The sequence below is a fragment of the Martelella lutilitoris genome, assembly GCF_016598595.1.
Lineage (GTDB): Bacteria > Pseudomonadota > Alphaproteobacteria > Rhizobiales > Rhizobiaceae > Martelella > Martelella lutilitoris_A.
Window position 1 is genome coordinate 3,366,940 of sequence record NZ_CP066786.1, and the last position, 24,128, is coordinate 3,391,067.

Annotated in this window: 19 protein-coding genes and 1 tRNA gene; 12 read left to right on the top strand and 8 right to left on the bottom strand. The window is 64.1% G+C overall.

The features are described from left to right. The first annotated feature begins 4 nt into the window (after positions 1–4). The 7 genes from JET14_RS16140 to JET14_RS16170 all read left to right on the top strand — a co-directional run bounded on the left by JET14_RS16140 (position 5) and on the right by JET14_RS16170 (position 8,573). Positions 5–994 (top strand): ABC transporter permease, encoded by a 990-nt coding sequence (locus tag JET14_RS16140; protein ID WP_200334819.1) that lies wholly within the window; start codon positions 5–7, stop codon positions 992–994. Next, positions 991–2,190: an ABC transporter permease gene (locus tag JET14_RS16145; RefSeq protein ID WP_200334820.1), complete on the top strand. Its 1,200-nt coding sequence runs from the start codon at positions 991–993 to the stop codon at positions 2,188–2,190. Before JET14_RS16140 ends, JET14_RS16145 begins: the two co-directional genes overlap by 4 nt. 10 nt (positions 2,191–2,200) lie before the next feature. After that, positions 2,201–3,922 (top strand): ABC transporter ATP-binding protein, encoded by a 1,722-nt coding sequence (locus JET14_RS16150; RefSeq protein WP_200334821.1) that lies wholly within the window; start codon positions 2,201–2,203, stop codon positions 3,920–3,922. 11 nt (positions 3,923–3,933) lie between these two features. Then, positions 3,934–4,710, top strand: a complete 777-nt coding sequence (gene hyi / locus JET14_RS16155) for a hydroxypyruvate isomerase (protein ID WP_200334822.1) — start codon at positions 3,934–3,936, stop codon at positions 4,708–4,710. Positions 4,711–4,721: 11 nt separating this feature from the next. Continuing rightward, positions 4,722–5,591 (top strand): 2-hydroxy-3-oxopropionate reductase, encoded by an 870-nt coding sequence (locus JET14_RS16160; RefSeq protein WP_200334823.1) that lies wholly within the window; start codon positions 4,722–4,724, stop codon positions 5,589–5,591. 317 nt (positions 5,592–5,908) lie between these two features. Beyond that, positions 5,909–8,017 carry a beta-galactosidase gene (locus JET14_RS16165; protein ID WP_200334824.1) on the top strand — a complete coding sequence of 703 codons (2,109 nt, stop codon included), beginning with the start codon at positions 5,909–5,911 and terminating at the stop codon, positions 8,015–8,017. Between the two features lie 238 nt (positions 8,018–8,255). Beyond that, entirely contained in the window at positions 8,256–8,573 is a 318-nt protein-coding gene (locus JET14_RS16170) for a hypothetical protein (protein ID WP_200334825.1), read from the top strand. A 38-nt stretch (positions 8,574–8,611) separates the two neighbouring features. Here the strand turns inward: JET14_RS16170 and JET14_RS16175 are convergent, their stop codons facing one another. Then, on the bottom strand, positions 8,612–9,520 hold the full coding sequence (locus JET14_RS16175; protein WP_200334827.1) for a LysR family transcriptional regulator: 909 nt from the start codon (positions 9,518–9,520) through the stop codon (positions 8,612–8,614). Between the two features lie 97 nt (positions 9,521–9,617). Here JET14_RS16175 and JET14_RS16180 point away from each other — a divergent pair, with 97 nt between their 5' ends. Further along, positions 9,618–10,088, top strand: coding sequence for a hypothetical protein (locus JET14_RS16180; RefSeq protein WP_200334828.1), 471 nt, complete (start codon positions 9,618–9,620; stop codon positions 10,086–10,088). A gap of 41 nt (positions 10,089–10,129) precedes the next feature. Then, positions 10,130–10,459, top strand: coding sequence for a nuclear transport factor 2 family protein (locus tag JET14_RS16185; RefSeq protein WP_200334829.1), 330 nt, complete (start codon positions 10,130–10,132; stop codon positions 10,457–10,459). A 169-nt stretch (positions 10,460–10,628) separates the two neighbouring features. Here JET14_RS16185 and JET14_RS16190 read toward each other — a convergent pair. Further along, positions 10,629–10,703 (bottom strand) — tRNA-Gln (locus tag JET14_RS16190). Positions 10,704–10,908: 205 nt separating this feature from the next. On the opposite strand from JET14_RS16190, the gene JET14_RS16195 reads away from it, so the two are divergent. Next, complete coding sequence (locus JET14_RS16195) at positions 10,909–11,820, top strand: MBL fold metallo-hydrolase (RefSeq protein ID WP_200334830.1); 912 nt, start codon at positions 10,909–10,911, stop codon at positions 11,818–11,820. On the opposite strand, the gene ppdK is transcribed toward JET14_RS16195, so the two are convergent. The 4 genes from ppdK to JET14_RS16215 form a co-directional block, all read right to left on the bottom strand. Further along, complete coding sequence (gene ppdK / locus JET14_RS16200; RefSeq protein WP_200334831.1) at positions 11,811–14,501, bottom strand: pyruvate, phosphate dikinase; 2,691 nt, start codon at positions 14,499–14,501, stop codon at positions 11,811–11,813. The genes JET14_RS16195 and ppdK overlap by 10 nt on opposite strands. Positions 14,502–14,631: 130 nt before the next feature. After that, complete coding sequence (locus tag JET14_RS16205) at positions 14,632–18,093, bottom strand: chromosome segregation SMC family protein (RefSeq protein ID WP_200334832.1); 3,462 nt, start codon at positions 18,091–18,093, stop codon at positions 14,632–14,634. A gap of 84 nt (positions 18,094–18,177) precedes the next feature. After that, on the bottom strand, positions 18,178–18,849 hold the full coding sequence (locus JET14_RS16210) for a DsbA family protein (RefSeq protein WP_200334833.1): 672 nt from the start codon (positions 18,847–18,849) through the stop codon (positions 18,178–18,180). 109 nt (positions 18,850–18,958) lie between these two features. Then, complete coding sequence (locus JET14_RS16215; protein ID WP_200334834.1) at positions 18,959–19,489, bottom strand: DUF721 domain-containing protein; 531 nt, start codon at positions 19,487–19,489, stop codon at positions 18,959–18,961. Positions 19,490–19,675: 186 nt separating this feature from the next. Between JET14_RS16215 and mutY the strand changes: the two genes are divergently transcribed. Both mutY and JET14_RS16225 read left to right on the top strand, forming a co-directional pair. Further along, positions 19,676–20,752: an A/G-specific adenine glycosylase gene (mutY, locus tag JET14_RS16220; protein WP_200334835.1), complete on the top strand. Its 1,077-nt coding sequence runs from the start codon at positions 19,676–19,678 to the stop codon at positions 20,750–20,752. Continuing rightward, positions 20,749–21,363: an HAD family hydrolase gene (locus JET14_RS16225; RefSeq protein WP_200334837.1), complete on the top strand. Its 615-nt coding sequence runs from the start codon at positions 20,749–20,751 to the stop codon at positions 21,361–21,363. Before mutY ends, JET14_RS16225 begins: the two co-directional genes overlap by 4 nt. Before the next feature lie 170 nt (positions 21,364–21,533). Here JET14_RS16225 and JET14_RS16230 read toward each other — a convergent pair whose 3' ends face one another. Both JET14_RS16230 and JET14_RS16235 read right to left on the bottom strand, forming a co-directional pair. Further along, the gene (locus tag JET14_RS16230; RefSeq protein WP_200334838.1) at positions 21,534–22,661 is read right to left on the bottom strand and encodes a site-specific DNA-methyltransferase; all 1,128 of its coding nucleotides are present in this window, start codon (positions 22,659–22,661) and stop codon (positions 21,534–21,536) included. 355 nt (positions 22,662–23,016) lie between these two features. Next, complete coding sequence (locus JET14_RS16235; RefSeq protein WP_200334839.1) at positions 23,017–24,075, bottom strand: glycerol dehydrogenase; 1,059 nt, start codon at positions 24,073–24,075, stop codon at positions 23,017–23,019. Positions 24,076–24,128 lie beyond the last annotated feature (53 nt).

Sequence of the window (24,128 nt, forward strand, 5' to 3'; positions counted from 1 at the left end):
GCTGATGCTGCGCTATATCATCATGCGGATCATATACATGATCCCGACCCTGTTCGGCATTTCCATCATTGCCTTCGTCATCATCCAGCTTCCGCCGGGCGACTATGTCACCTCGCTGATCGCCTCGATGAGCGACAGCGGCCAGGCCTTCGATCCGACGGAGATCGCGCGCTTGAGGGAAATCTACGGCTTCGATGATCCGATCTATGTCCAGTACTACAAGTGGATTTCCGGCATTCTGCTGCATGGCGATTTCGGCCAGTCCTTCGAGTGGAAGCGGCCGGTCAGCGAACTGATCTGGGAGCGCATGGGCGCAACGCTTGCCGTCTCGGTCGCCTCGCTGCTGTTCGTCTGGGCGGTGTCGCTGCCGATCGGCATCTATTCGGCGGTCAAGCGTCATTCGCTTGGCGACCACGTGTTCACTTTCTTCGGCTTTCTCGGTCTGGCGATCCCGAACTTCATCCTGGCGCTGACGCTGATGTATTTTTCCTACAAGGTGATGGGCCAGAGCGTCGGCGGGCTGTTCTCGCCGGAATATGCCCATGCGGAATGGTCCTGGGGCAAGTTTGTCGACCTTCTGGCGCATCTGTGGATCCCGGTCGTGGTGATCGGCACGGCGGGCACCGCCTCGCTGATCCGGATATTGCGCGCCAACCTGACGGACGAGCTCAACAAGCCCTATTACATCACCGCCCGCGCCAAGGGTCTGCACCCGACCAAGGCGCTCATCAAATATCCGGTGCGCATCGCCCTCAACCCCTTCGTCTCGGCGATCGGCTGGGTGCTGCCCAACCTGATCTCGGGCGTCACGATCACCGCGATCGTTCTCAACCTGCCGACGGCCGGGCCGCTGCTTTTGCGCGCGCTGATCTCGCAGGACATGTATCTCGCCGGATCCTTCATTCTCCTCATGGGCGTTCTCACGCTGATCGGCATGCTGGTGTCCGACATCCTGCTCGCCATGCTCGATCCCCGGATAAGGTTTGACCAATGAGCGACAACATTTTCCAGGAAACCGCGCTGCATGAGCCGACGCACCATCATGGGCTCGATCGTCCCGCGATCACGCCGCTGAAAAAGGGCGTCACCAGCGATACCGACGCGGCGGCCGGCCAGTGGACGCTGATCTGGCACAAATTCGCCAAGGACAGGCTCGCGATCATTGCCGGGATCGTCATTCTGAGCCTTTACCTGATCGGCATCTTCGCCGAGTTCCTCGCGCCTAACCTGGCCCAATCCGCCCGCCCGCAATATTCCTACGCCCCGCCGCAGACGATTTCCTTCTTCGTCGAGGACGAGAACGGCGACAGGAAATTCCTGCCACATGTGAAGGGCTACAGCGTCACGGTGGACCAGGCGTCGCTGCGCCGCTCCTTCGTCGTTGATGACAGCAAGGTGGTGCCGATCGGCTTCTTCGTTCGCGGGCCGGAATACAAGATGTGGGGGCTGTTTCCCTCCGATCTGCATCTGGTGGGCCCCTTGAAGGCGAACGACCCGTTCTACCTGCTCGGCGCCGACAAGCTCGGCCGTGATCTCTTCAGCCGGGTGATCTACGGCACGCGGGTCTCGATGTCGATCGGCCTGATCGGGGTGTGCATCAGCCTGATCCTCGGCGTGGTGATGGGCGCGCTGTCGGGCTATTACGGCGGCTGGGTGGATCTTCTGATCCAGCGCATCATCGAGATCATCTCGGCGATGCCGACCATCCCGCTCTGGCTCGGCCTTGCCGCCGCCATTCCGGTGTCGCTCGCGCCGCTCAAGGTCTATTTCCTGATCACGCTGATCGTATCGCTCCTCGGCTGGACCTCGCTTGCCCGCGAGGTGCGCGGACGCTTCTTCGCGCTTCGGGGCGACGACTTCGTCACCGCCGCCAGGCTCGACGGCTCCAACGAGCGCCGCATCATCTTCCGCCACATCCTGCCGTCGCTGACGAGCCATATCCTCGCCGTCGTCACGCTGGCGCTGCCGACCATGATCGTGGCCGAAACGGCGTTGTCCTTCCTCGGCGTCGGGCTGAAGCCGCCGGTCGTCTCCTGGGGCGTGCTGCTGCAGGATGCGCAGAACATCCGCACCATCTCGACGGCCCCGTGGCTCTTGATCTGGCCCGCCGGCGCGGTCGTGATCGCGGTGCTCTCCTTCAACTTCCTCGGCGACGGCCTGCGCGATGCCGCCGATCCCTACGATAGCTGAGGCGATGACCATGACCACACCCCAGACCATCGTTCACGATCATCCGGGCTTCGGCGACGCGGTGCTATCGGTGAAGAACCTCTCCATCGATTTTCACCTGCGCCAGCACATCCTGCATGCGGTGCGCAACGTCACCTTCGATCTGCACCGCGGCAAGACGCTGGCGCTGGTCGGCGAGAGCGGCTCCGGCAAGTCGGTGACCGCGCGGGCGCTGCTGAAGATCGTCGACAAGGCGGCGCGCATCACCAGCGGCACGATCGTGCTCAATACCGATGGCAAACCTGTCAATATCCACGCGCTGCCGGATGAGGGCAAGGAAATCCGCGCGATCCGCGGCGGCCGCATATCGCTGATCTTCCAGGAGCCGATGAGCTCGCTCTCGCCGGTCCACACGATCGGCGACCAGATCATCGAGGCGCTGCGGCTCCATCGCAACATGAGCAAGGCGGAAGCGCGGGCGGAGACGATCAGCCTGCTGTCGCAGGTGGAAATCCCGAACCCGGAGGCGATGATCGACCGCTACACCTTTGAGTTCTCCGGCGGCATGCGCCAACGGGCCATGATCGCCATGTCGCTCGCCTGCGATCCCGATATCCTGATCGCCGATGAACCGACGACGGCGCTCGACGTGACCACCCAGGCCGAAATCCTCGACCTGATCAAGCGTCTGCAGGTGGAACGCGGCATGGCCATGCTGCTGATCACCCACGATCTCGGCGTCGTCGCCGAGGTCGCCGACGAGGTGGCGGTGATGCGCTTCGGCGTGATCGTCGAGCGCGGCCCGGTGGACGAAATCTTCTACAACGCGAAACACCCCTATACCCGCCAGCTCCTGTCCTCGACCGTGCGGCTGGAAAAGCCGCGCGTGGCGGATGAAGCTCGCGAGGCGGCGAAGGATGACGTGGTGCTGTCGGTGCGCAACCTCACCAAGGTGTTCGGCGCCGGCGCGGGCAAGAAGGGCTTTATCCTCAAAGCCGTGGATGATGTTTCATTCGACCTGAAGCGCGGCGAAAATCTCGGCATCGTCGGTGAGAGCGGTTCGGGCAAGACCACGATGGGCCGGTTGATTCTCCGCGTCCTCGACCCGACCTCCGGCTCGGTCACCTACCGCCCCGGCGATGGCACAGAGACCGAGGTGACGACGCTCGACAAGCAGGGGCTGCGCAATTTTCACAGCCAGGTCCGGCTGGTGTTCCAGGACCCCTTCGCCTCGCTCAATCCGCGCATGACGGTGCGGCAGGTGGTGGCCGACCCGCTGGTGGTGCAGGGCAAGCTGTCGGGCCGGGAGATCGAGCAGAAGGTCGGCGACCTGCTGGAACTCGTCGGCCTCGACCGTTCCGCGATGGAGCGTTATCCGCATGCGTTTTCGGGCGGTCAGCGGCAGCGCATCGGCATTGCCCGTGCACTGGCGCTCGATCCGAAGGTGATCATCGCCGATGAGGCGACCTCGGCGCTCGACGTCTCGATCCGGGCGCAGATCCTCGATTTGCTGCTCGACCTGCAGAAGCGCCTCGATCTCTCCTACATCTTCATCGCCCACGATATCTCGGTGGTCCGCTATTTCTGCGACCGGGTGGCGGTGATGCATCGGGGGAAGCTGGTGGAGCTCGGCAGCGCCGAACAGATATGCACCGCGCCGGAGGAGGACTACACCCGCAGCCTGATCTCCGCCGTTCCAAATCCGGACCCGCGCAACAAGCGCATGCTGCACCGAACCAGATTTATTGCCTGAGGAGTTTTCGAATGCCGAAATTCGCCGCCAATCTTTCGTTTCTCTACGCCGACCTGCCGTTCCTCGACCGCATCGCCGCAGCCGCAAAGGATGGTTTTCCGGCCGTCGAATATGTCGGCCCCTATGACTTTCCGGAGGAAGACATTGCCGCCGCGCTGAAGGCGGCCCACGTCAAGCAGGCGCTGTTCAACCTGCCGGCCGGCGACTGGGCCGGCGGCGAGCGCGGCATCGGCTGCCTGCCGGACCGGGTGGAGGAGTTCAAGGCGGGCGTGGACAAGGCGATTTCCTATGCCAAGGCGCTCGGCTGCTCCAAGATCAACTGCCTCGCCGGTATCGCGCCCAACGGCGTTGCGCCCGAAACGCTCGAGCAAACGCTGGTCGAAAACCTGAAATACGCCGCGCCGCGTCTCGACGAAGCCGGCATCAAGCTGCTGCTGGAGCCGATCAACCTGCGTGACATTCCGGGCTTCTTCGTTTCGACCACGGATCACGCCGAGCGGATTCTCGATGCCGTCGGCTCGGACAACCTGTTCATCCAGTACGACATCTATCACACCCAGATCATGCAGGGCGACCTTGCCGAGACCTACAGGCGGCTCAAGGCGAAGATCGCCCATGTGCAGCTTGCCGACAATCCCGGCCGCCATGAGCCGGGCACGGGCGAAATCAATTATCCCTATCTTTTCAATATGCTGGACGCGGAAGGTTATGACGGCTTCATCGGCTGCGAATACAAACCTTCGGCCGGCACAAGCGAAGGCCTCGGCTGGATGAAGCCCTGGCGCTAAGGAGTGAGCACATGAAAATCGGATTTATCGGCCTCGGCCTCATGGGCCGTCCCATGGCGGCGCATCTCATCGACGCCGGCCACGCGCTCTACATCAACCGAGTGAAGCCGGTCTCGGAATTCCTCGTCGAAAAGGGCGCCACGGCCTGCGATACGCCGAAGGCCGTCGCGGAAGCCGCCGACATCATCATCACCATCGTGCCGGACACGCCGGATGTGGAGGCCGTCCTCTTTGGCGAGAACGGCGTCGCGGAGGGCCTTTCCAAGGGCAAGATGGTCATCGACATGAGCTCGATCTCCCCGGTCGAGACCAAGACGTTTGCCGAAAGGGTCGCGGCAAAGGGCTGCGGCTATCTCGATGCGCCGGTCTCCGGCGGCGAGGTCGGGGCCAAGAACGCGGCGCTGACGATAATGGTCGGCGGCTCGGAAGCCGATTTCGAGCGCGGCAGGCCCTTGTTTGAGGCGATGGGCAAGACCATCACCCATGTCGGCCCGGTCGGCGATGGCCAGACCGCCAAGGTCGCCAACCAGATCATTGTCGGCCTGACCATCGAAGCGGTCGCGGAAGGCCTGCTGTTCGCCAAGAAGGCGGGAGCGGACCCGGCCAAGGTGCGCGAGGCGCTGATGGGCGGGTTCGCCGGCTCGACGATCATGAAGGTCCATGGCGAACGGATGATCGAGCGCACCTTCGATCCCGGCTTCCGCATCTGCCTGCACCGCAAGGACATGGCGCTCGCCGTCAACGCCGCCCGCGATATCGGCCTCGCTTTGCCGAACGCGGCCTCGACCGAGCAACTGATGAATGCCGCGATCGCCCGGGGCGACGGCGACAAGGACCATTCGGCGCTGATCCGGACGCTGGAGGCGCTTGCGGGGTTGTGAGCCGGCGATTTCCGCCCTCAGGCGCAGGTTAATCGCATCCTGCTTTGCGGCTTGCTCCCAAAACTCTCTCCCGCCTGCGAGAGAGATGCCCCGAAAGGGGCAGTGAGGGTGAAGCAGCGTTTCAAAACGTGAGGGCGTTCAAGGGGATACTCTTCCCCCTCACTGTCGCTTTCGCGACATCTCTCCCCTCCGGGGCGAGAAGGTTTGGGGGCTCTGCGGTGAAGCCAACCCCGGTCGGCGTCACATCCCTCTGACGCAAGTCGGGGCAGGCACAGGTCAAAGCCGCCGCCCTTCCGAGATAATATGATGAGGACATCATGACGAAAATACCGATGCAGACGCCGTTCGGGGCGGTCTATTTCCGCAAGTCGAACCCGCCGCGCGAGGACTGGGAGCGCGATTACGGCGTCGCGGCAGAGGACGGGCTGAACGTCTTCCGCCACTGGTTCATGTGGAGCGCGATCGAGCGGCGGCCCGGCTTCTACGACTGGGAGGAGTATGACCGCCAGATGGACCTCGCCGCCGAAAACGGCATCAAGACGATCATCGCCGAACTGACCCATACCGTGCCGGACTGGGCCTATCGCAAATATGCCCATGCCCGCCAGATGCGCGCCGATGGCAGCGAGCTTCCGGCGATCATGGGCGTGTCGGCTGCCACCGGCGGTTTTGCGCCGAATGGCGGCGGCGCGGGATCGCTGACGATGAACTGCCCGGAAGTGAAGGAGGCGGCCGGCGCCTTCCTGACCGCGCTCGCGGAGCGCTACAAGGGCCATCCCGGCCTTCTCGGATACGACGTCTGGAACGAGTGCAATTATGCGCCCTCCGTCGACTACAACCCGCACACCAAGGCCGCCTTCTGCGTCTGGCTGCAGGAAAAATACGGCGATCTCGATACGCTGGCGAAGGCCTGGTATCGCTATTCCTACGCCGAATGGGACGATATCGAGCCGCCGCGCCAGATCGCGCCCTATCCCGAATGCCTCGACTGGCTCGATTTCAAGCGCGAGAATTACTACGGCCAGATGCAGTTTCGCATCGACACCATCCGCGCCGTCGATCAGGATTGCCTGATCGCCGCCCACGGCGTCGCCGGGGCGATCCCCGACATGGCCGCGCGCGGGTCGGATGACTGGCTCGCCGCCTCCAAGGTCGAGGTCTATGGCTATACCTTCGTCCATGCGCGCAAGGGCAACCAGTCCTGGCGCAGCTTCTACGCCGCCGATCTCAACCGCGCCGCCGCGCGCGGCAAACCCTTCTGGCACGCCGAACGCCAAGGCGGTCCACTGTGGATGCAGCCGCAGGTCGTCGGTCGCGACAAGGAGGATGGCCGCGTTGCCGAGCCCGAGGATATCCGGGTGTGGTCGCTGACGTCGTTTGCCGGCGGCGCGCGCGGCATGCTGAACCTGCGCTATCGGCCGCTGCTCGACGGCCCGCTGTTCGGCGCCTTCGGCTCCTACGGCATGGATGGTTCGCGCACGCCGCGCTCCGACATGGCCTCGAAGATCGCGAAGTGGACCAACGCGCCGGAACAGAAGCCGCTTCTGGCGGCAAAGCCGGTGAAGGGCGAGGTCGGCATTCTGGTCGCGCCTGAGGCGCAGGCCTGGGATTATCTGCTGAGCCGGGAGGGCAATTACGAGACCTACAGGGAAGCCATGTGGGGCGCCTATCGCGGCTTCTTCGACAATGGCATCCAGGCCGACTGGGTGCATATCGAGGATATCGGCACCTATGACGCGCTCTACTTCCCCTACCCCATCATGCTGACAAGCGAGAACGCCAAAAAGCTCGCCGACTGGGTGAAAGCCGGCGGCACGCTGGTGTCGGAAGCCTGCCCCGGCTATTTCGGCGATCGCGGCAAGGTCGGCACGGTGCAGCCCAATAACGGGCTCGACGCCGTTTTCGGCGTGCGGGAGGACGAGGTGGAGTTCATGCCGGATATCGGCAACCGCATTCGCTTCATGCTCGATGGCGTCTCGACCACCGGCGGCGGCTTCCTTCAATCCTATAGCGTGACGGAGGGCCGTGAGCTGGCGCGGTTTGACGACGGCCGGATCGCGGTCGTCGAGAACACGTGCGGGAAAGGCCGCACGCTGCTCGTCGGCACCCATCCCTCAGTTGGCTACTATCGCGACCAGTCGGAGGCGGGAAAGCGCTATTTCGCCCGCTGCTTCGCCTTCACCGGCAAGACGCGGCATACGCTGTGCACCAATCCGGCCCTGCAGATACGCCTTCATGAGAGTGATTCCGGGCGCTATCTGTGGGTCATCAACGCCACGCGCCGGCATCAGACGGCGAGGCTTTCCGATGGCGACGGCCGGGCCTTGAGCAGCGCCGAGGTGTTCTGGGGCGACGGCGAAGCCTCGTTGAGAGACGGCAGGCTCGCCGTGCCGCCGCGCGACGCGCTGATCGTGCGACTTGCATAGAGCGCGTCCAGGAAAAGACGATCATGCCGTAGACAAGGGTCGCGAGCAGCAGGATGGCCGCAAGAACGCGATCGGCCATGCAGCGGCCCTCTTGCGCCGCCCTGCCTGCCCAACGTTCCATCGCCATCGACATGCGCGGTTCGGAGGGCCTTCGCCAACGGCTTGCGACAGCCGAAACCCAGGCACGGCGGACATGCAATGGTTCTTCGCCGTGCCCACAATCTGCCCCGGAAGAAAGTTGACCCGGCTCAGATGCCTGCTTTCGCCGGAGGGGCAGAGACAGCTCACCCTGCATCCGGGGCTCATTCCGCTCGATCCCGAAGCATGTGATCTTGTGCCGGGGCTGGACGATCTTTTCAGAGGCCAGCGAAGGCTGATCCCGATCCGTTTCGGGCCGGGCCTGATGGCCCATCTCGACCACTTCAAACAGGACATGTTCTGGGAGGACGTCTCTCCCGATGCGGAGGCGTTGACCAAACGCTTGAGCGCTCCAGGAAAGTGGGTATCGGTCTTCCGTCCGGAAACGCGTGCTGTCGGGTGGACGCGGCTTGATTGAATTCTCCGGACCTGACCGCCGCGCGGCCGGGCGGTATGTCACCGGCCGCGCGCCGAACGCGCCAGTTCGCGCGCGAGATCGATGAACACCTTGAAGGCCGCCGGCGGATTGCGCCGGCTCGGATAATAGAGGCAGAGCGGCGAAAGTGGCGGCGTCCACCTGTCAAGCACCCGCACCAGCCGGCCGGCCTCGACGTCTTCACGCACATCCGATTCCATGAAAAAACCGATACCGACCCCTTCCAGAACCGCCAGCCGCGCGAGACTGGCCTCATCCAGGGTGATTGGGCCATGCACATCGACATGCACCGGCTGCCCCTCGGATTCGAACTGCCAGCGCAACATGGCGCCGTTGGGCAGACGGGTGCGGATGCAATCATGCGCCATCAGGTCTGATGGATGCAGCGGTAGCGAGCGGCTCTCAAAATAGGCCGGCGCGCCGACAGCGGCGTAGCGCCGCGGGGCCCCGAGCGGAATGGCGATCATGTCGGTCGGCACCAGCGGTTCGCTGCGCACTCCGAAATCGAAACCGCCGGCGACGATATCGACAAGATTGCCCTCGGTCACAAGATCGATCCGGACTTCCGGAAACCGTCGCATGAATTCCAGGATCAGCGGCGACAGGATCTCGCGGCCGGCGGTCACGAATGTGTTGATGCGCAACACGCCGGTCGGCGTCTCCTGTTGCGAGCGCACGGTATCGAGCGCCTGGTGCATGTCCCTGAGCGCCGGGCTCATCTGATCGACAAACTTGCGCCCGGCATCCGTCAGCGAAACGCTGCGCGTCGTGCGGTTGAACAGGCGCACGCCCAGATGCTCTTCCAGCTTTGCAATCGCGTTGCTGAGCGCGCTCGTCGACATGCCGAGATCGAGGGCTGCGGCGCGAAACGAGCCCCTGCGGCTGACCGCAAGAACAGCGTCGAAATCACTCAGCTTGTAGATCGCCATTATCCCGAAATCCGCAATTCCTCGTCTCACTTTATCCCGCTTATCCGTACGCCGTCAAAGCCATAAATTGAGGTCGAACAGCAACCGAGTGGAAAAAATGCAGTATTATCAGGTTTACATCAGTGCCGAACAAACCGCGCAGGCTTACCGCATCCTTGATGCGCTGATCGCCAAGCAATTGATCTTCGGCGGCCCGGTGGTTGGTGGTCCAGCCAAGTTCCTCTGGAACTTCAAGGACAGCGACGTGCCCGCGAGCATGCGCGAGCCCAAGCTCTACACCCTCGATCAGGACCACAACTACATCATCAGCTACACCCGCGAGGATCTGAAGGAAAAGCTCATCGAAGTGGCGGAGCGCGCCTCGCTGGAAGAAGTGTGCATGATCTCCTTCCTGCCGATGGAGACCAACAGGTCGCTTCGCAACCTGCTCGACGCCTCTTTCGAGGGACGCGGCGAACTTGCCGATCCCGAGCCTGTCGACGCTGTGGCCGCGCTCACTTTCGTACCGAAGGTCCAGGTTTCCGCCAGGACCAAGAGCTCGAGCGGCGACGTCGGCAGCCGGCGCTGAACCTGCGCCTTTGTTTCAACCCACGTAAAAGGAGAACCACCATGAGTATCGAATTGCCGAAGGTCATCGAAACCTATTTCTCAGCCGACAAGAAGGGCAATGCGCAGGCGATTTCGGAATGCTTCACGGAAGACGCCACCGTCATCGATGAAGGCAATTCATACACGGGCCGCGATGCCATCCGGCAGTGGATGGCCAATGCCTCGACGAAATACACCTACACCGTCGAGCCTTTCTCGATGACCGAAGAAGATGGGCGCATCGTCATCACCAGCCACCTCGTCGGCAACTTTCCCGGCAGCCCGGTGGACCTGCGCTACGTCTTCGTCCTCAGCGGCGACAAGGTTGCCGAACTGGAGATTGTCCCATGACGGCATTCGTTACCCTGGAAGGGAAACATGGGCGATTACAGGCATGGGCTTCGACCCCGTCCGAAGCAGCCTGATGCCGTTTGCGATACAGCATTGTGTGACACGGCAGCGAGAGAGCCGAGTGATAAACACGGAACAATATTAAATTTCAACGACTTGAAGACCGAAATGGCTGGGGTGGCTGGATTCGAACCAGCGCATGCCGATACCAAAAACCGGTGCCTTACCGCTTGGCTACACCCCAGCATGTCCTCGCAGCGCGCCTGCGCCGTGGAACGACAAGCCTCTTATCAAAGCTCTTGCCGGGCGACAACGGCTAAATCGGACGAAGGTCAGTGTTTTTGCCGCCCGGAAAGTCTGAAGCCGGCTTCGGCGGCCTTGCAATTTGCCGGTTCGATGTCAGATAGGGGGCATCGGCGGCCACGGAACGCTGCGGGAGGAAAGTGACAATGCGAGAGGCGCAATCGCAACAGGCATTCGACCCGGCCTATGGCTGCGCTGTCCGGATCGCGGACGGCATTTTTCGGCTGACGGCGGAAAACCCCTCGCCCTTCACCGCGCACGGCACGAACGGCTACATGATCGGCAACAGGTCCCTCACGATCATCGACCCCGGTCCGGACATCGCGGGACATTTCGACATCTGGATGAAGGCGATCGACGGGCGAAGGGTCGCCGGGATTGCCGTTACCCACACCCATCTCGACCACACGCCGATGGCCCACCGCCTGAAGGCCGAAACCGGCGCGCCGATCCTCGCCTTCTCGCCCCACCGCGCCGCCCGCCCCCTGCACGACGGCGAGGAGAACCCCTTTGCCGAGAACTCCGACACGGCGCTCGCCCCGGATATCACGCTGGCCGACGGCGGGCGCTTCGAAGCCGACGGCTTCGTGCTGCAGGCCGTCCACACGCCGGGCCACACCGCCAATCACCTCTCCTTCGCGCTGGAAGGGACGCCCTACCTTTTATCCGGAGACCATGTGATGGGCTGGTCGACCACCATCGTCGCGCCGCCCGACGGATCGATGGGCGACTATATGACCTCTCTCGAAAAGCTTCTCGCGCGGCCGGAGAGCGTCTATCTGCCGGGCCATGGCGGGCCGGTCACCGACGCCCACGGCTTTGTCCGCGGCATCCGCTCGCACCGGCTGATGCGCGAACGGGCAATCCTCGAGCGCCTTGCGGCCGGCGACGAGACGATCACCGAAATGGTCAAGGTAATCTACCGCACCACCAGCGAGAAACTGCACGGCGCAGCCGCGCTTTCCGTGCTCGCCCACCTTGAGGCGCTGGTCGAGCGCGGCAGCGTTTTGACGGACGGTCCGCCTCTTATTGCCGGTCGCTACCGGCTTCAGGGCTGAGATTTGCCCTTCTCCTCGGCCTGTCTGACGGTCGCCTGGGCCGCGGCAAGCCGCGCGGTCGGCACGCGGAAAGGCGAGCAGGAAACATAGTCGAGCGCGAGACCTTCGCAGAAGCGGATCGACACCGGATCGCCGCCATGTTCGCCGCAAATGCCGACCTGAAGATCCGGCTTGGTCTGCCGGCCGCGCTCGGTGGCAAGCCGCATCAGTTCTCCCACGCCGTCGAAATCGAGCGAAATGAACGGGTCACGCTCGATGATGCCCTTCTTCTGGTAGGTTCCGAGAAAGCCCGGCGCATCGTCCCGCGAAAGCCCGAAGGTCGTCTGCGTCAGGTCGTTGGTGCCCAGCGAGAAGAAGGCAGCCGTCTCGGCGATCTCGTGCGCCCTCAAGGCCGCGCGCGGCAGTTCCACCATCGTGCCGACGAGATAGGAAATCGCCATGCCGCTCTCTTCCATCACCGCATGGGCGACGTCGTCTATTCGCCCCTTCACATATTCAAGCTCGGCGCGCAGGCTCACAAGCGGCACCATGATCTCCGGGACGACCGGTTCTCCGGTCGCGCGGGCAGCCGCGATCGCGGCTTCGAAGATCGCGCGGGCCTGCATCTCGGCAATCTCCGGATAGGAGATCGCCAGCCGGCAACCGCGATGGCCGAGCATGGGATTGAATTCGTAGAGCGCGTCGAGCCTGTGGCGTAGCTTATCGGTCTCCATGCCGAGCGCCTCGGCCACATCCGCCACCTCGTCAGCCGTCTTCGGCAGGAACTCGTGCAAGGGCGGGTCGAGCAGCCGGATCGTCACCGGCAGGCCGTGCATGATGGTGAAGAGTTCCTCGAAATCGGCCCGCTGCATGGGCAGGAGCTGGTCGAGCGCCTCGCGCCTGCCCTCCTCCGTTTCCGCCAGGATCATCCGCCGCATCATGCGGATGCGGCCGCCGTCGAAAAACATGTGTTCGGTGCGACAGAGCCCGATGCCCTCCGCGCCGAAATCGCGCGCGGCGCGGGCATCGCCCGGCGTATCGGCATTGGTTCGCACCTTCATGCGGCGCACCGCGTCGGCCCATTCCATCAGCCGCTGAAAATCGCCCGACAGCGCCGGTTTCTGCGTCGGCGCCGCGCCCTTCATCACCCGGCCGGTGGCGCCGTCGATCGTCACCGTGTCGCCGGGATGCAGCATCGCGCCGTTCAACCCGTGGAGAATATTGGCGAAGCGGTCGACGCGCATATTGCCCGCGCCGGTCACGCAGGGCACGCCCATGCCGCGTGCCACCACCGCCGCATGGCTTGTCATGCCGCCGCGCGTGGTCAGCACGCCGATCGCCGCCGTCATGCCGTGAATATCCTCCGGGCTCGTCTCGGTGCGCACGAGGATGACCTTGCGGCCCTCCGCATGGGCGGAGATCGCCGCCTCGGCGGTGAACACGATCTCGCCGGTGACCGCCCCGGGCGACGCCGGCAGGCCGGATCCGATCTGGGTGCCCTTGTAGCCCGGCCTGATGGTTGGATGCAGCATCTGGTCGAGCGTTGCCGGGTCGACGCGGATGATCGCCTCCTCGCGCGTGATCAGCCCCTCGTCGGCCATGTCCATGGCGATCTTCATCGCCGCGCCCGCCGCGCGCTTGCCGGCGCGCGTCTGCAACATGTAGAGCCTGCCGCGTTCGATCGTGAATTCCATGTCCTGCATGTCGCCGTAATGACGCTCGAGCCTCGCCGAAACGGTCTCGAGCGCGCCGAAAGCCTCCGGCATCAGCTTTTCCAGAGACGGCTTCTCGCCGCCCGAGGCTATGCGGCCGGGTTCGGTCACGCTTTGCGGCGTGCGGATGCCGGCAACCACGTCCTCGCCTTGGGCATTGACCAGAAATTCGCCGTAAAGCGCCTTCTCGCCGGTCGAGGGGTTGCGGGTGAAGGCCACGCCCGTGGCCGAATCATTGCCGAGATTGCCAAACACCATGGCCTGGATATTGACGGCCGTGCCCCATTCGAAGGGGATGTTGTGCAGCGCGCGATAGGTCGTCGCCCTGGCGCTGGTCCAGCTTGAGAAGACCGCCGAGATCGCGCCCCAGAGCTGTTCATAGGGGTCCTGCGGAAAGGCCGAGCCCAGCTCCTCCTCAAGCAATTCCTTGTAGCTTGCGACCACGTCTTCCAGCTGGCCGGCCGTCAGTTGCGTCTCATAGGCATGACCGAGCTCGGACAGCCGGTCCTCGAGGAGCTCCTCGAAGAATTCCTGATCGAGCCCCAGCGCCACATCGGCATACATCTGGATGAAGCGGCGATAGCTGTCCCAGGCAAAGCGGGCATCGCCGGTGTCTTCGGCCAGAAGCTGAACCGTCTCGTCATTGAGGCCGAGATTGAGCACCGTGTCCATCATGCCGGGCATCGAGACCCTTGAGCCCGAACGCACCGACAGAAGCAGCGGATGCTTGCTGCGCCCGAAGAGCCTGCCGGTCGCCCGTTCGACCTTCGCCAAACCTTCCGAGACCTCGTCCTTCAGTCCGTCCGGAAAGGTCTTGCCGTGCTCGTAGAAATAACGGCAGACGTCGGAGACCACGGTCAGTCCGGGGGGCACGGGCAATCCCATGCGCGCCATCTCGGCGAGGCTCGCGCCCTTGCCGCCCAGTCGATCCCGGTCAATCTCGTGTTCTTCCGCCTCGCTGAAACCGAAACCGTAAACCCAGTTCGCCATTCGTCCGCCCGGTTGCCGGGCAAGCTGCCCGTCTTCACTCTGTCTTTTGCCGGACGTTAGAGCATCGCAGCCGAAATGAGAATTGGACAAAAGAGAAAAAACCCCGAGGCGGATGCCGGCCGGGTCGCGGTCAGACTTCCTCCACCAATCTCTCCGCCGTCCTGAGGTCGACAGAGACCAGTTGCGAGACCCCCTGTTCGGCCATTGTCACCCCGAAAAGCCGGTCCATGCGCGCCATGGTGATCGGATTGTGGGTGATTACGACGAAGCGGGTCTCGGTGGTCGCAGCCATTTCGTCGAGCAGGTTGCAGTAGCGCTCGACATTGTGGTCGTCGAGCGGCGCGTCGACCTCGTCCAGCACGCAGATCGGCGCCGGATTGGTGAGAAATACGGCGAAGATCAGCGCCATCGCCGTCAGGGCCTGCTCGCCGCCCGAGAGAAGCGTCATCGTCTGCGGCTTCTTGCCCGGCGGGCGGGCGAGGATTTCAAGCCCGGCCTCCAGCGGATCATCCGATTCGATCAGCTGCAATTCCGCCATGCCGCCGCCGAACAGATGCACGAACAGCCGCTGGAACTGCTCGTTGACCTCGTCAAAGGCGGCGAGCAGCCGTTCGCGGCCCTCGCGGTTGAGGTTCTGGATGGCGCCGCGGAGCTTGCGGATGGCATCGAGAATATCGTCGCGCTCGCGCACCAGTTCCTCGAGCTTGCCGGAAAGCTCCGCCTGCTCCTCCTCGGCGCGCAGATTGACCGCACCAAGCCGTTCGCGCTCGACCTTGAGGCGCTCCAGCGCCCGTTCCACGGCGAGCGGGTCCGGCAGGTCGGCGTCCGGCGCCAGGCCCGTCAAGCGGAAAGCCTCGTGCGGCGCGACTTCCAGCACTTCGCGGATACGCGCCTCGGACGCCTCGCGCCGTTCGCGCGCGGAAACCAGCCGCTCTTCGGCGCGGCCGCGCTTTTCGCGCGCTTCGGCAAGATCGGCGAGCGCCTTGGCGGCATGGCGATCGGCCTCGCGCTGGGCCTCCTCGGCCTCGGCGAGGCGGTCTGCGGCTGATTTTCGCGCCTCCTCGGCCGCCTCGAGCTCGCGGATCAACTGACGGCGCTTGTCTTCGAGTTCTTCCGGCGCTTCTTCCAGTTCCTCCAGTTCGTCGCGGGCCTCGTCCTCGCGCGCCCTCAGCGTCGCGATCTGGGCCTCCGCGCCTTTCGCCCGGTTCTGCCAGCTCGCCCGCTCCTGACCGATCGCCACGATGCGGCGCTTGCGGGCATCGTTCTCGCGCATCAGCCCGTCATGGCGGGCGCGGGCCTCGGCCAGTTCGCCGCGCAGCCGCGCGACTTCCGCCCCCTGTGCGGCAAGACGTTGCTCCAGCGCGGAAAAATCAGGCGCCTTGGCTAGCTGCGTTTCCGCCTCCTCCGCCCGCACCGCAACATCCTCAAGCTGGGCGGCAAGCTGGCTGCGGGTCTCGGCCACCACGTCACGGCGGCGCACCAGTTCGCCCGACGCCCGCTCGGCCTCGCCAAGGGCAGCGCGGGCGTCAGCGACCAGACGCCCGGCCATGCGAACCTTCTCGCGCGCGGCGGCAAGCCCCGTCTCGGCGTTTCGAACCGCCTCGCCCGCCTGCTGCTGGCGCTGCTCGGCATCTTCCAGCCTGACCTCCGCTTCGCGCCGTTCGTCTTCAAGTGTCGCCAGCCGGTTCTTCTGGGAAAGGCGGAGGGCCGCAGCGCTCGGCGCATCCGCGCCCTTCACGTGCCCGTCCCAGCGGAACACGGCGCCGGCGCGGGTGACCAGTTCCTGCCCCTGTACAAGCGACGCCATCATCGCCTCGCCCTCGCCCTCTTCCACCAGGCCGACCTGCCTGAGACGCCGCATCACCGCATCAGGCGCCTCGACCAGTTCGCTGATCGGCCGGCAGCCGGACGGCAGCGGCGGATCGTCCGCGCCGTCGCCATTGCCGTGCCAATGAGCCGGGGCCTCGGCCTCAAGGGGCGTTTCCAGATCGTCGCCCAGCACGGCGCCAAGCGCCGTCTCAAACCCCCGTTCGATGCTGAGAAGATCGGCAAGCGGGGTGAAGTCGCCGGCGGCCGCACTGGCTGACAGCATCTTCGAAATCGTGCGCGCCTCTGTTTCGATCTCGGAGAGCTGGGCCTTGGCCTGCTCCACCGGTTGGCGGGTCAACGCCTCGTTGCGGCGCGCCTCGGCAAGGTGTTCCTCGGCCGTTTCCTCGCCGCCATGGGCCTCCTCCTCGCTCATCTCGGCGGCTTCCAAGGCCTCGCGCTTTTCCGCCGGATCCGGCAAAGCGGATATCCTGGCGGATATGCCGTCAAGCTCGCTGTCGGCCTCGCTGACCTGCCTTTCAAGCCGTTCCCGACGGGAGGCAAGATCGGCAATGGCGCGCTCAAGCTGGGCGCGCGTGGCTGCGGCTTCGGCCCGCTCGGCCGTCAGCGCGGCGAAAACGCTTTCGTTCTCCGAAAGCTTGGCAGCAGCTTCCTCCATGGTCTCGCGCGCCGCCGCCACGTCCTCGCCGGAAAAGTCGAGCAGTTCGGTCAACTCGGCCTCTTCGGCATCCAGCCGCTCCAGGATCGCGCTGTTGTCTTCGATCATCGCCTCTTCGCGGCGGATGTCCTCGGCAAGCTGCAACAGGCGGCGGGAAAGCTCGTCGCGGCGACGCATCATCCGCGCGGCATCATCGTCGAGCTGGCGACGGGCGATCTGCAGGCGCTGCAGCGTCGCCGCCGCCTTGACCTCGGCATCGCGCAGCTCCGGCGTCTTCAGGCCGGCGACGGCCTGGGTCTTCGCCGCCTCCATCTGCTGATTGGCCCGCTCGGCGACGACGGAGGTCAACTGGTTGAGCGCGCTCGTTGCCTCGGCCTCGGTATTTTTCGCCTCGACCCAACGCAGATGCAGAAGGATGGCGTCGTGAGCGCGGATATCGGCGGAGAGCGACTTGTAGCGGGTCGCCTGCCGCGTTTGCCGTTTCAGGCTTTCGATCTGGCTTGAAAGCTGCGCGGTGACATCCTCTAGCCGTTCCAGATTGGTCTCGGCGGCGCGCAACCTGAGTTCAGCCTCGTGGCGGCGCGAATAGAGCCCGGAAATCCCGGCTGCCTCTTCCAGCAATTGCCGGCGGGCCTGGGGCTTTGCCTGGATCAACTCGCCGATCCGACCCTGCCCGACCATCGAGGGCGAGCGCGCGCCGGTGGAGGCATCGGCGAAAAGGAGCTGCACGTCCTTGGCGCGCGCCTCCTTGCCGTTGATGCGGTAGAGCGACCCCTGCTCGCGCGTGATTCGCCGCGAGACCTGGATTTCGTCGCTGTCGTTGAAGGCCGCCGGCGCGGTGCGGTCGGCATTATCGATGTGCAGGCCGACCTCAGCGGAATTGCGGGCGGGACGGCTGCCGGAGCCGGAAAAGATCACGTCGTCCATGCCGGAAGCGCGCATGTTCTTGTAGGAATTCTCGCCCATCACCCAGCGCAGGGCTTCGACAAGGTTGGACTTGCCGCAGCCATTGGGTCCGACGACGCCCGTCAGACCGGGCGCGATGACGAAATCGCTCGCCTCGACGAAGGACTTGAAACCGACAAGACGCAGGCGCTCGAACTTCATCAGCCGGCATCCCGCGGGCGACACCCAGGCACAAAAAAGCGCGCACCTTTGCCGGCGCGCGCCAAGAAATCAGCGAACGGTATTTCAGAGCATGCTGTCGATAAGGGCCGACATAGTGTCAACCGACATGTCCCCCGAATATTTCTTGCCGTTGATCAGGAAGGTCGGCGTCGCGCTGATGCCGAATTCTTCCGCCCCGCGTTCTCTAACCGAATTTATCTCATCGAGCAGCTTCTGGTCCGTCAAGCAGGCCTGGAAGCTTTCCTGTGTAAAACCGGCGAGTTTCGCCATCTGCAGCATCGCGGCGCTGCCATCCTCGGCGGTGGCCCAGGTTCTCAGCTGCGACAGCATCATATCCATGAAGGGCACATATTTGCCGTTCGGCGCGCAGCGAGCCAGCATGAAAGCGGCCATGGCGCGCGGATCGAAGGGGAATTCGCGGAAGATGTAATAGACCTTGCCGGTATCGATATAGTTTTCCTTGATCGCCGGGAAGGTGTTTTCCTGGTAGTTGGCGCAGTGCGGGCAGGTCATCGACAGATATTCGATAATCTTGACCGGCGCGTTTTCCTCGCCCATGGCAATTTCCGGAAGCGGGCCGGGTTCCAGCGCCTTTTCCATGTCGACATTGCCCTGGCTTGCTGGCACGTTGCCGCTCTGGGCAAAGGCGGAGGGGGCAAGGCACAGTCCTGCCAGCGCGCCGCCGGCGGCAGCGCCGCGCAAAAGGGTCCGCTTTGTGATCTCGAATTCAGCCATTTTCGGTTACTCTCATCTGGTTTCCCGTCTCATCTTCACTAGCGACCGGGGCAAGGTTGTACAAGCCGTCAGCCCGTCCTTCAAACAGATGTGACCGCCGCGTGTTGCCTCATCCCTTGCCGCGGCCGCCGGCCTGTTCCTTCCTGCGTTTCTCGCTCATCACGCCCGCGCCGAGTCGCATGATCGCCGCGCGCAGCTTTTCCGACTCGATACCCTGAAGGCGCGCCTCCAGGTCGCGCGCTTCGGCGGGGGAAAGCTCCGGCGGCCTTCTTCGGCGCCCGCCCGGCGGCTGCACAGGCTTTTGCACCACCTTGATGCGATCGATCGCCGAAAAGCCGAAAAAGCCGTTGACCCGGTGGACGAGTTCGCCCTGGGCATGGGTGAGGAACAGAACGCGCGCGCCCTCGCAGGCAACCGTCAGACAACCGGGCCGGAAACCGCCATCCTCGCTCTCGGAGGCGCGCTTCGGCCAGGTGATCTTTTCCGGCCGCGAGAATTCGGCATAGGCCTCGCCGGCAATTTCCTCCCAGGCGCTCAGAAGCGCGGTAGAAATGCCGGCGCGGCGCGCAAGGATCGGATCGATGAGGCTGTTGGCCACATCGGCGATCTGGCTGGCGTTTCGCGGGCGGGACGGGCGCATGATTTCCAAACCTTCGCAGGACCGGCCGCTTCATGCGGCTGAAGGTGGAAGGACAATAGAGAATTTGCTCCGCAATGAACAGGGAGTAGCAAAAAAGCGCAGGCGATTCCGCACCGAGAACTTGCCCGGCATCGGCCTTCCGCGATAAGCCGTGAAAGCCCCGCATGCATCTTGACGTCAGGACCCATGGATCATTTCGCCCGCAAGCTTCTTGCCTGGTACGACCGCCACCACCGGGACCTTCCCTGGCGCGTCGGCCCCGCCGACAAGGCTGAAGGCGTCGTGCCGGATCCCTACCACGTCTGGCTTTCCGAGATCATGCTGCAGCAGACAACGGTGCAGGCGGTGAAACCCTATTTCGACAAGTTCCTTGCCCGCTGGCCGCGCGTGGACGATCTTGCCGCAGCCGATACGGACGCCGTCATGGCGGCATGGGCGGGGCTCGGCTATTACGCCCGCGCCCGCAATCTGAAGAAATGCGCCGAAGTGCTGGCAAGCCACCATGGCGGGCGGTTCCCCGATACGTTCGATGGCCTGAAGGCCCTGCCCGGCATCGGCGACTACACGGCGGCGGCGATCGCCGCCATCGCCTTCGACCGGCCGGAAGCCGTGGTCGACGGCAATGTGGAACGTGTGGTCACCCGGCTTTTCGCAATCGAGACGCCTCTGCCCTCGGCCAAACCGGAAATCCGCTCCCGCACGAAGGAGATGACGCCGGAAGAACGCCCCGGCGACTTCGCCCAGGCGATGATGGATCTCGGCGCGACGCTCTGCACGCCGAAGCGACCGGCCTGCGTGCTCTGTCCGCTGAACGCCGACTGCACCGCGCTTGCCGATGACGACCCGCAGCGTTTTCCCCTGAAGATGCCGAAGGCGGCGCGGCCCGTGAGACGCGGCGCGGCCTTCGTTGCCGAGACGGCCGATCGCAAGATCCTGCTCAGAACCCGCACGGAGAAGGGCCTCCTCGGCGGCATGGCGGAGGTTCCGACGACCGGCTGGACCGCCAGGGCCGACGGCGAGACCGGAACGGATGCCGCCCCCTTTGCCGCCGACTGGACGGCAAAGGGCGAGGTTGTCCACGTCTTCACCCATTTCGAACTCAGGCTTGCCGTCTTTCACGCCGAACGTGCCGAAGGCCCGGTATCGGGAGGACGCTGGACGGCGATCGCAGCCCTTGGTGAAGAAGCGCTGCCCAGTGTAATGAAAAAGGCAATCACGCAGGCTATACCCGATGCATTCAAGGCCAGCAGGGAGAGACCATGACCACTGAAATCCGCCACATCGTCTACGACATCGGCCATGTGCTGGTGCATTACGACCCGCTCGTGCCGTTTTCGCGCATCATCCCGGACGCCGAAAAGCGCGCCCGCTTCTTTGCCGAGGTCTGCACCGACGCCTGGAACCACGAGCAGGACCGGGGTCGCCCCTGGCCCGAGGCCGAGGCCGAAGCGATTGCCCGTCATCCGGAAGAGGCCGAGAATATCCGTGCCTTCCGCGCCCACTGGGACGAGATGATCCCCTACGCCTACGAGGATTCCGTCGCGCTCTACCAGTCCCTGATCGCCGCCGGCCATGACGTGACGCTTCTGACCAATTTCGCGCCCGACACGTTCCGCATCTGCCGCACGCGCTATCCGTTTCTGGAAGAAGGACGCGGCATCACCGTCTCCGGCGAGGTCGGCATGGCAAAGCCCGACCGCGACATTTTCGATCGCCATGTCGAGACGTTCGGCCTTGCGCCGGAGGCAACGCTGTTCATCGATGACAAGGCCGTCAATGTGGAAGGGGCGAAGGCCGCTGGCTGGCAGGCGGTGCGCTTTACCGGCGCGGATGCGCTGAAGACCGATCTCGCCGGCTTCGGCATCACCGTTTAGCGCCCCAAAACAAAACCGGGCCCGGCGGATGCCAGGCCCGGAAATTGCCGCGTGTCGTTCGGAGGTCGCGAACCGCTACGCCGCTGCAGGGAACAACTCAACCAATAAACGAAATTGGTAAACAATCTCTATATATGGTTGACAAAGTACTAATATAAGAGGCTACGCAATCAGGTGCCGGCCATGGCGGCGCGGATACGCCCGCGCAACCGGTCGATCGGGTAGCGCTCTCCGTCTTCCTCATAATGCCAGAAGGTCCAGCCATTGCAGGCCTCCGCCCCCTGAATTCGGGCGCCGAGCCGGTGGATCGAACCGCTGTCCGTGCCGCTCGCAAGCGTGCCGTCGGCCCTTACATGCGCCGCGAGGTCGCCCTTTGGCGAGGTCAGCCGGTCGCCGGCCGAAAGAAGTCCGCTTTCGATCAGCGACAGAAAAGCCACGCGCGGCAGAGATTTCTTGCTCGGTGTCGGCGCCAGCATCTCGTCGGAGAGCGGCTCGACTTCGGCGATGCGGGCGGTTGCCGCATCGATATAGGCCTGCTCGCGCTCCACGCCGACGAAATGGCGGCCGAGGCGCTTGGCGACGGCGGCCGTGGTGCCGGAGCCGAGGAAGGGATCGAGCACGACGTCTCCGGGCTTCGTCGATGACAGGATGATGCGCGACAGAAGCGCCTCGGGCTTCTGGGTCGGATGCACCTTCTTGCCGTCCTCGCCCTTCAGCCGTTCGCCGCCCGAGCAGATCGGAAACAGCCAGTCGGAGCGCATCTGCACATCATCATTGGCCGCCTTCATGGCGTCGTAGTTGAAGGTATAGCCGCGCGCATCGGCATCCGGGCTCGCCCAGATCATCGTCTCGTGCGCGTTCTGGAACCGCCTGCCCTTGAAGTTCGGCATCGGATTGGTCTTGCGCCAGACGATGTCGTTGAGGATCCAGAATCCGAGATCCTGCATCTTTGCGCCGACGCGGAAGATATTGTGATAGGAGCCGATGACCCAGATCGTGCCGCTTGGTTTCAGCACGCGGCGGCAGGCGAGCAACCAGGCCGTGGTGAAGGCGTCATAGGCCTCGAAGGAGGCGAACCGGTCCCATTCATCATCGACGGCATCGACCTTCGACTGGTCCGGCCGGTGGAGAACGCCGCCAAGCTGGAGATTATAGGGGGGATCGGCGAAGATCGCGTCGACCGAATGGTCCGGAAGCGCTTCGAGAGCGGCTACGCAATCGCCCTTGATGATGGTGTCAATCCATGACGCGCGCGCTGGCGACGCCGCCTTCGACTTAAGGGCAGTGACCGGAACCATGTGTTACTCGCTTAAACAGGTACTCAACAACTGGTGACTGTCCGGATTCTCGCCTGTTTTGGTTACCAAAGCGTTGAAGAAGGCTGACAAAGCGAACTTGGCGGGTCGATCAGCCCCGACCGAACGCGCCGGCGCGGGCATACCATCCCTCGGCGTCACGGCTGCCCTGCCAGACACCTGAAAATCCAGCGAACAGGCTAAACGCCGCGCGCCGGAGATACAAAAAAGGCAACGGCGCGTCCTGTCGCGTCCCGGCGGCGGCGCAGTCGGCCGCCTCGGAACCCTCGCGGGGCTCCGACGAGCCGGGCAGGAAGCCTGGGGAACAGCGGCCAGCCAAGCCCCGAAACGAGCACTGTCACGTGGCGAGGCGCAGAATTGCCTGTTCCAGCGTGACCGGCGTGACCGCAGAGCGGAAATTGCCGATATAGGGAGCGCTGTCGCAGGCGGTCTGCGCGATGATCGCGGCATCTTCTCTTCCGGCGCCGAGGGCGGCAAGAGAGGTCGGCAGCCCGATGCCGGCATAAAGCGCCGCCAGCCTGGCGAGCAGCTCCTCCTGCCCGCCCTGCAGCACAAGCTGAACGAGAAGGCCGAAGGCCACCTGTTCGCCGTGAAGCCTGTCCGCCAGCGCGGGAACGGCGGAAAGCCCCCTTGTCAGCGAATGGGCGATCGAAAGCCCGCCATTCTCGAAGGCAAGCCCGCTCATCAGCACGACGGCTTCCACAACATCCTCGAGTTCCGGGGTCACCCTGTTTTCCTCCACGGCCTTGGCCGCGCCGGGCCCGTGGGTGATCAGGATCTCGAAACACGTCTCCGCGAGTCGCTGGACCAGCAGGGTCTGCCGGCCCCCGAAAAAATTGCTCGCCCCCGCCCGGACCGCCTCTTCCACCTCGAACCTCTTTGAAAGCGCATCGCCGAGGCCCGCGACGAAAAACCGGACCGGAGCGCTGGCGATGATTTGCGTGTCGACGATAACGGCTTCCGGATTCCGCGGCATCATGCGCACCGAGTCGATCACGTGCTCCGCAGTGTAGAGCACGGAAAGACGCGATGTCGGACTGTCGTTGGATGCGATCGACGGCACGATGACCACCGGAAGGCCGCATAGCGAGGCGGCTCCCTTGGCAACATCGATCGCTTTGCCGCCGCCCATCCCGATGACGACGTCGGCGCCTTTCGACCTGACTTCCGTTGCGACCTTGTCGATCTCCTCCGCGGTGCACTCGCCCGAAAATTCCGCGAAGCTGACGTCGGAACCGAGCAATGCCGCAATCCGTTCCCGGAACAATCCAAGGACGACGCCATCGGCGACGAGAAGCGGGATCCTGCCGCTTTGTTCGACAACGGCCGGGAGTTCGTCAAGGGCGCCTGCCCCCTGTACATAAAGATGCGGAGACCCGAATTTGCGCAGTGTCATGAGATCGCTCCTCCCGGAAGGCGTATGGACGTCATGTTAAGTGAAAACGCCGG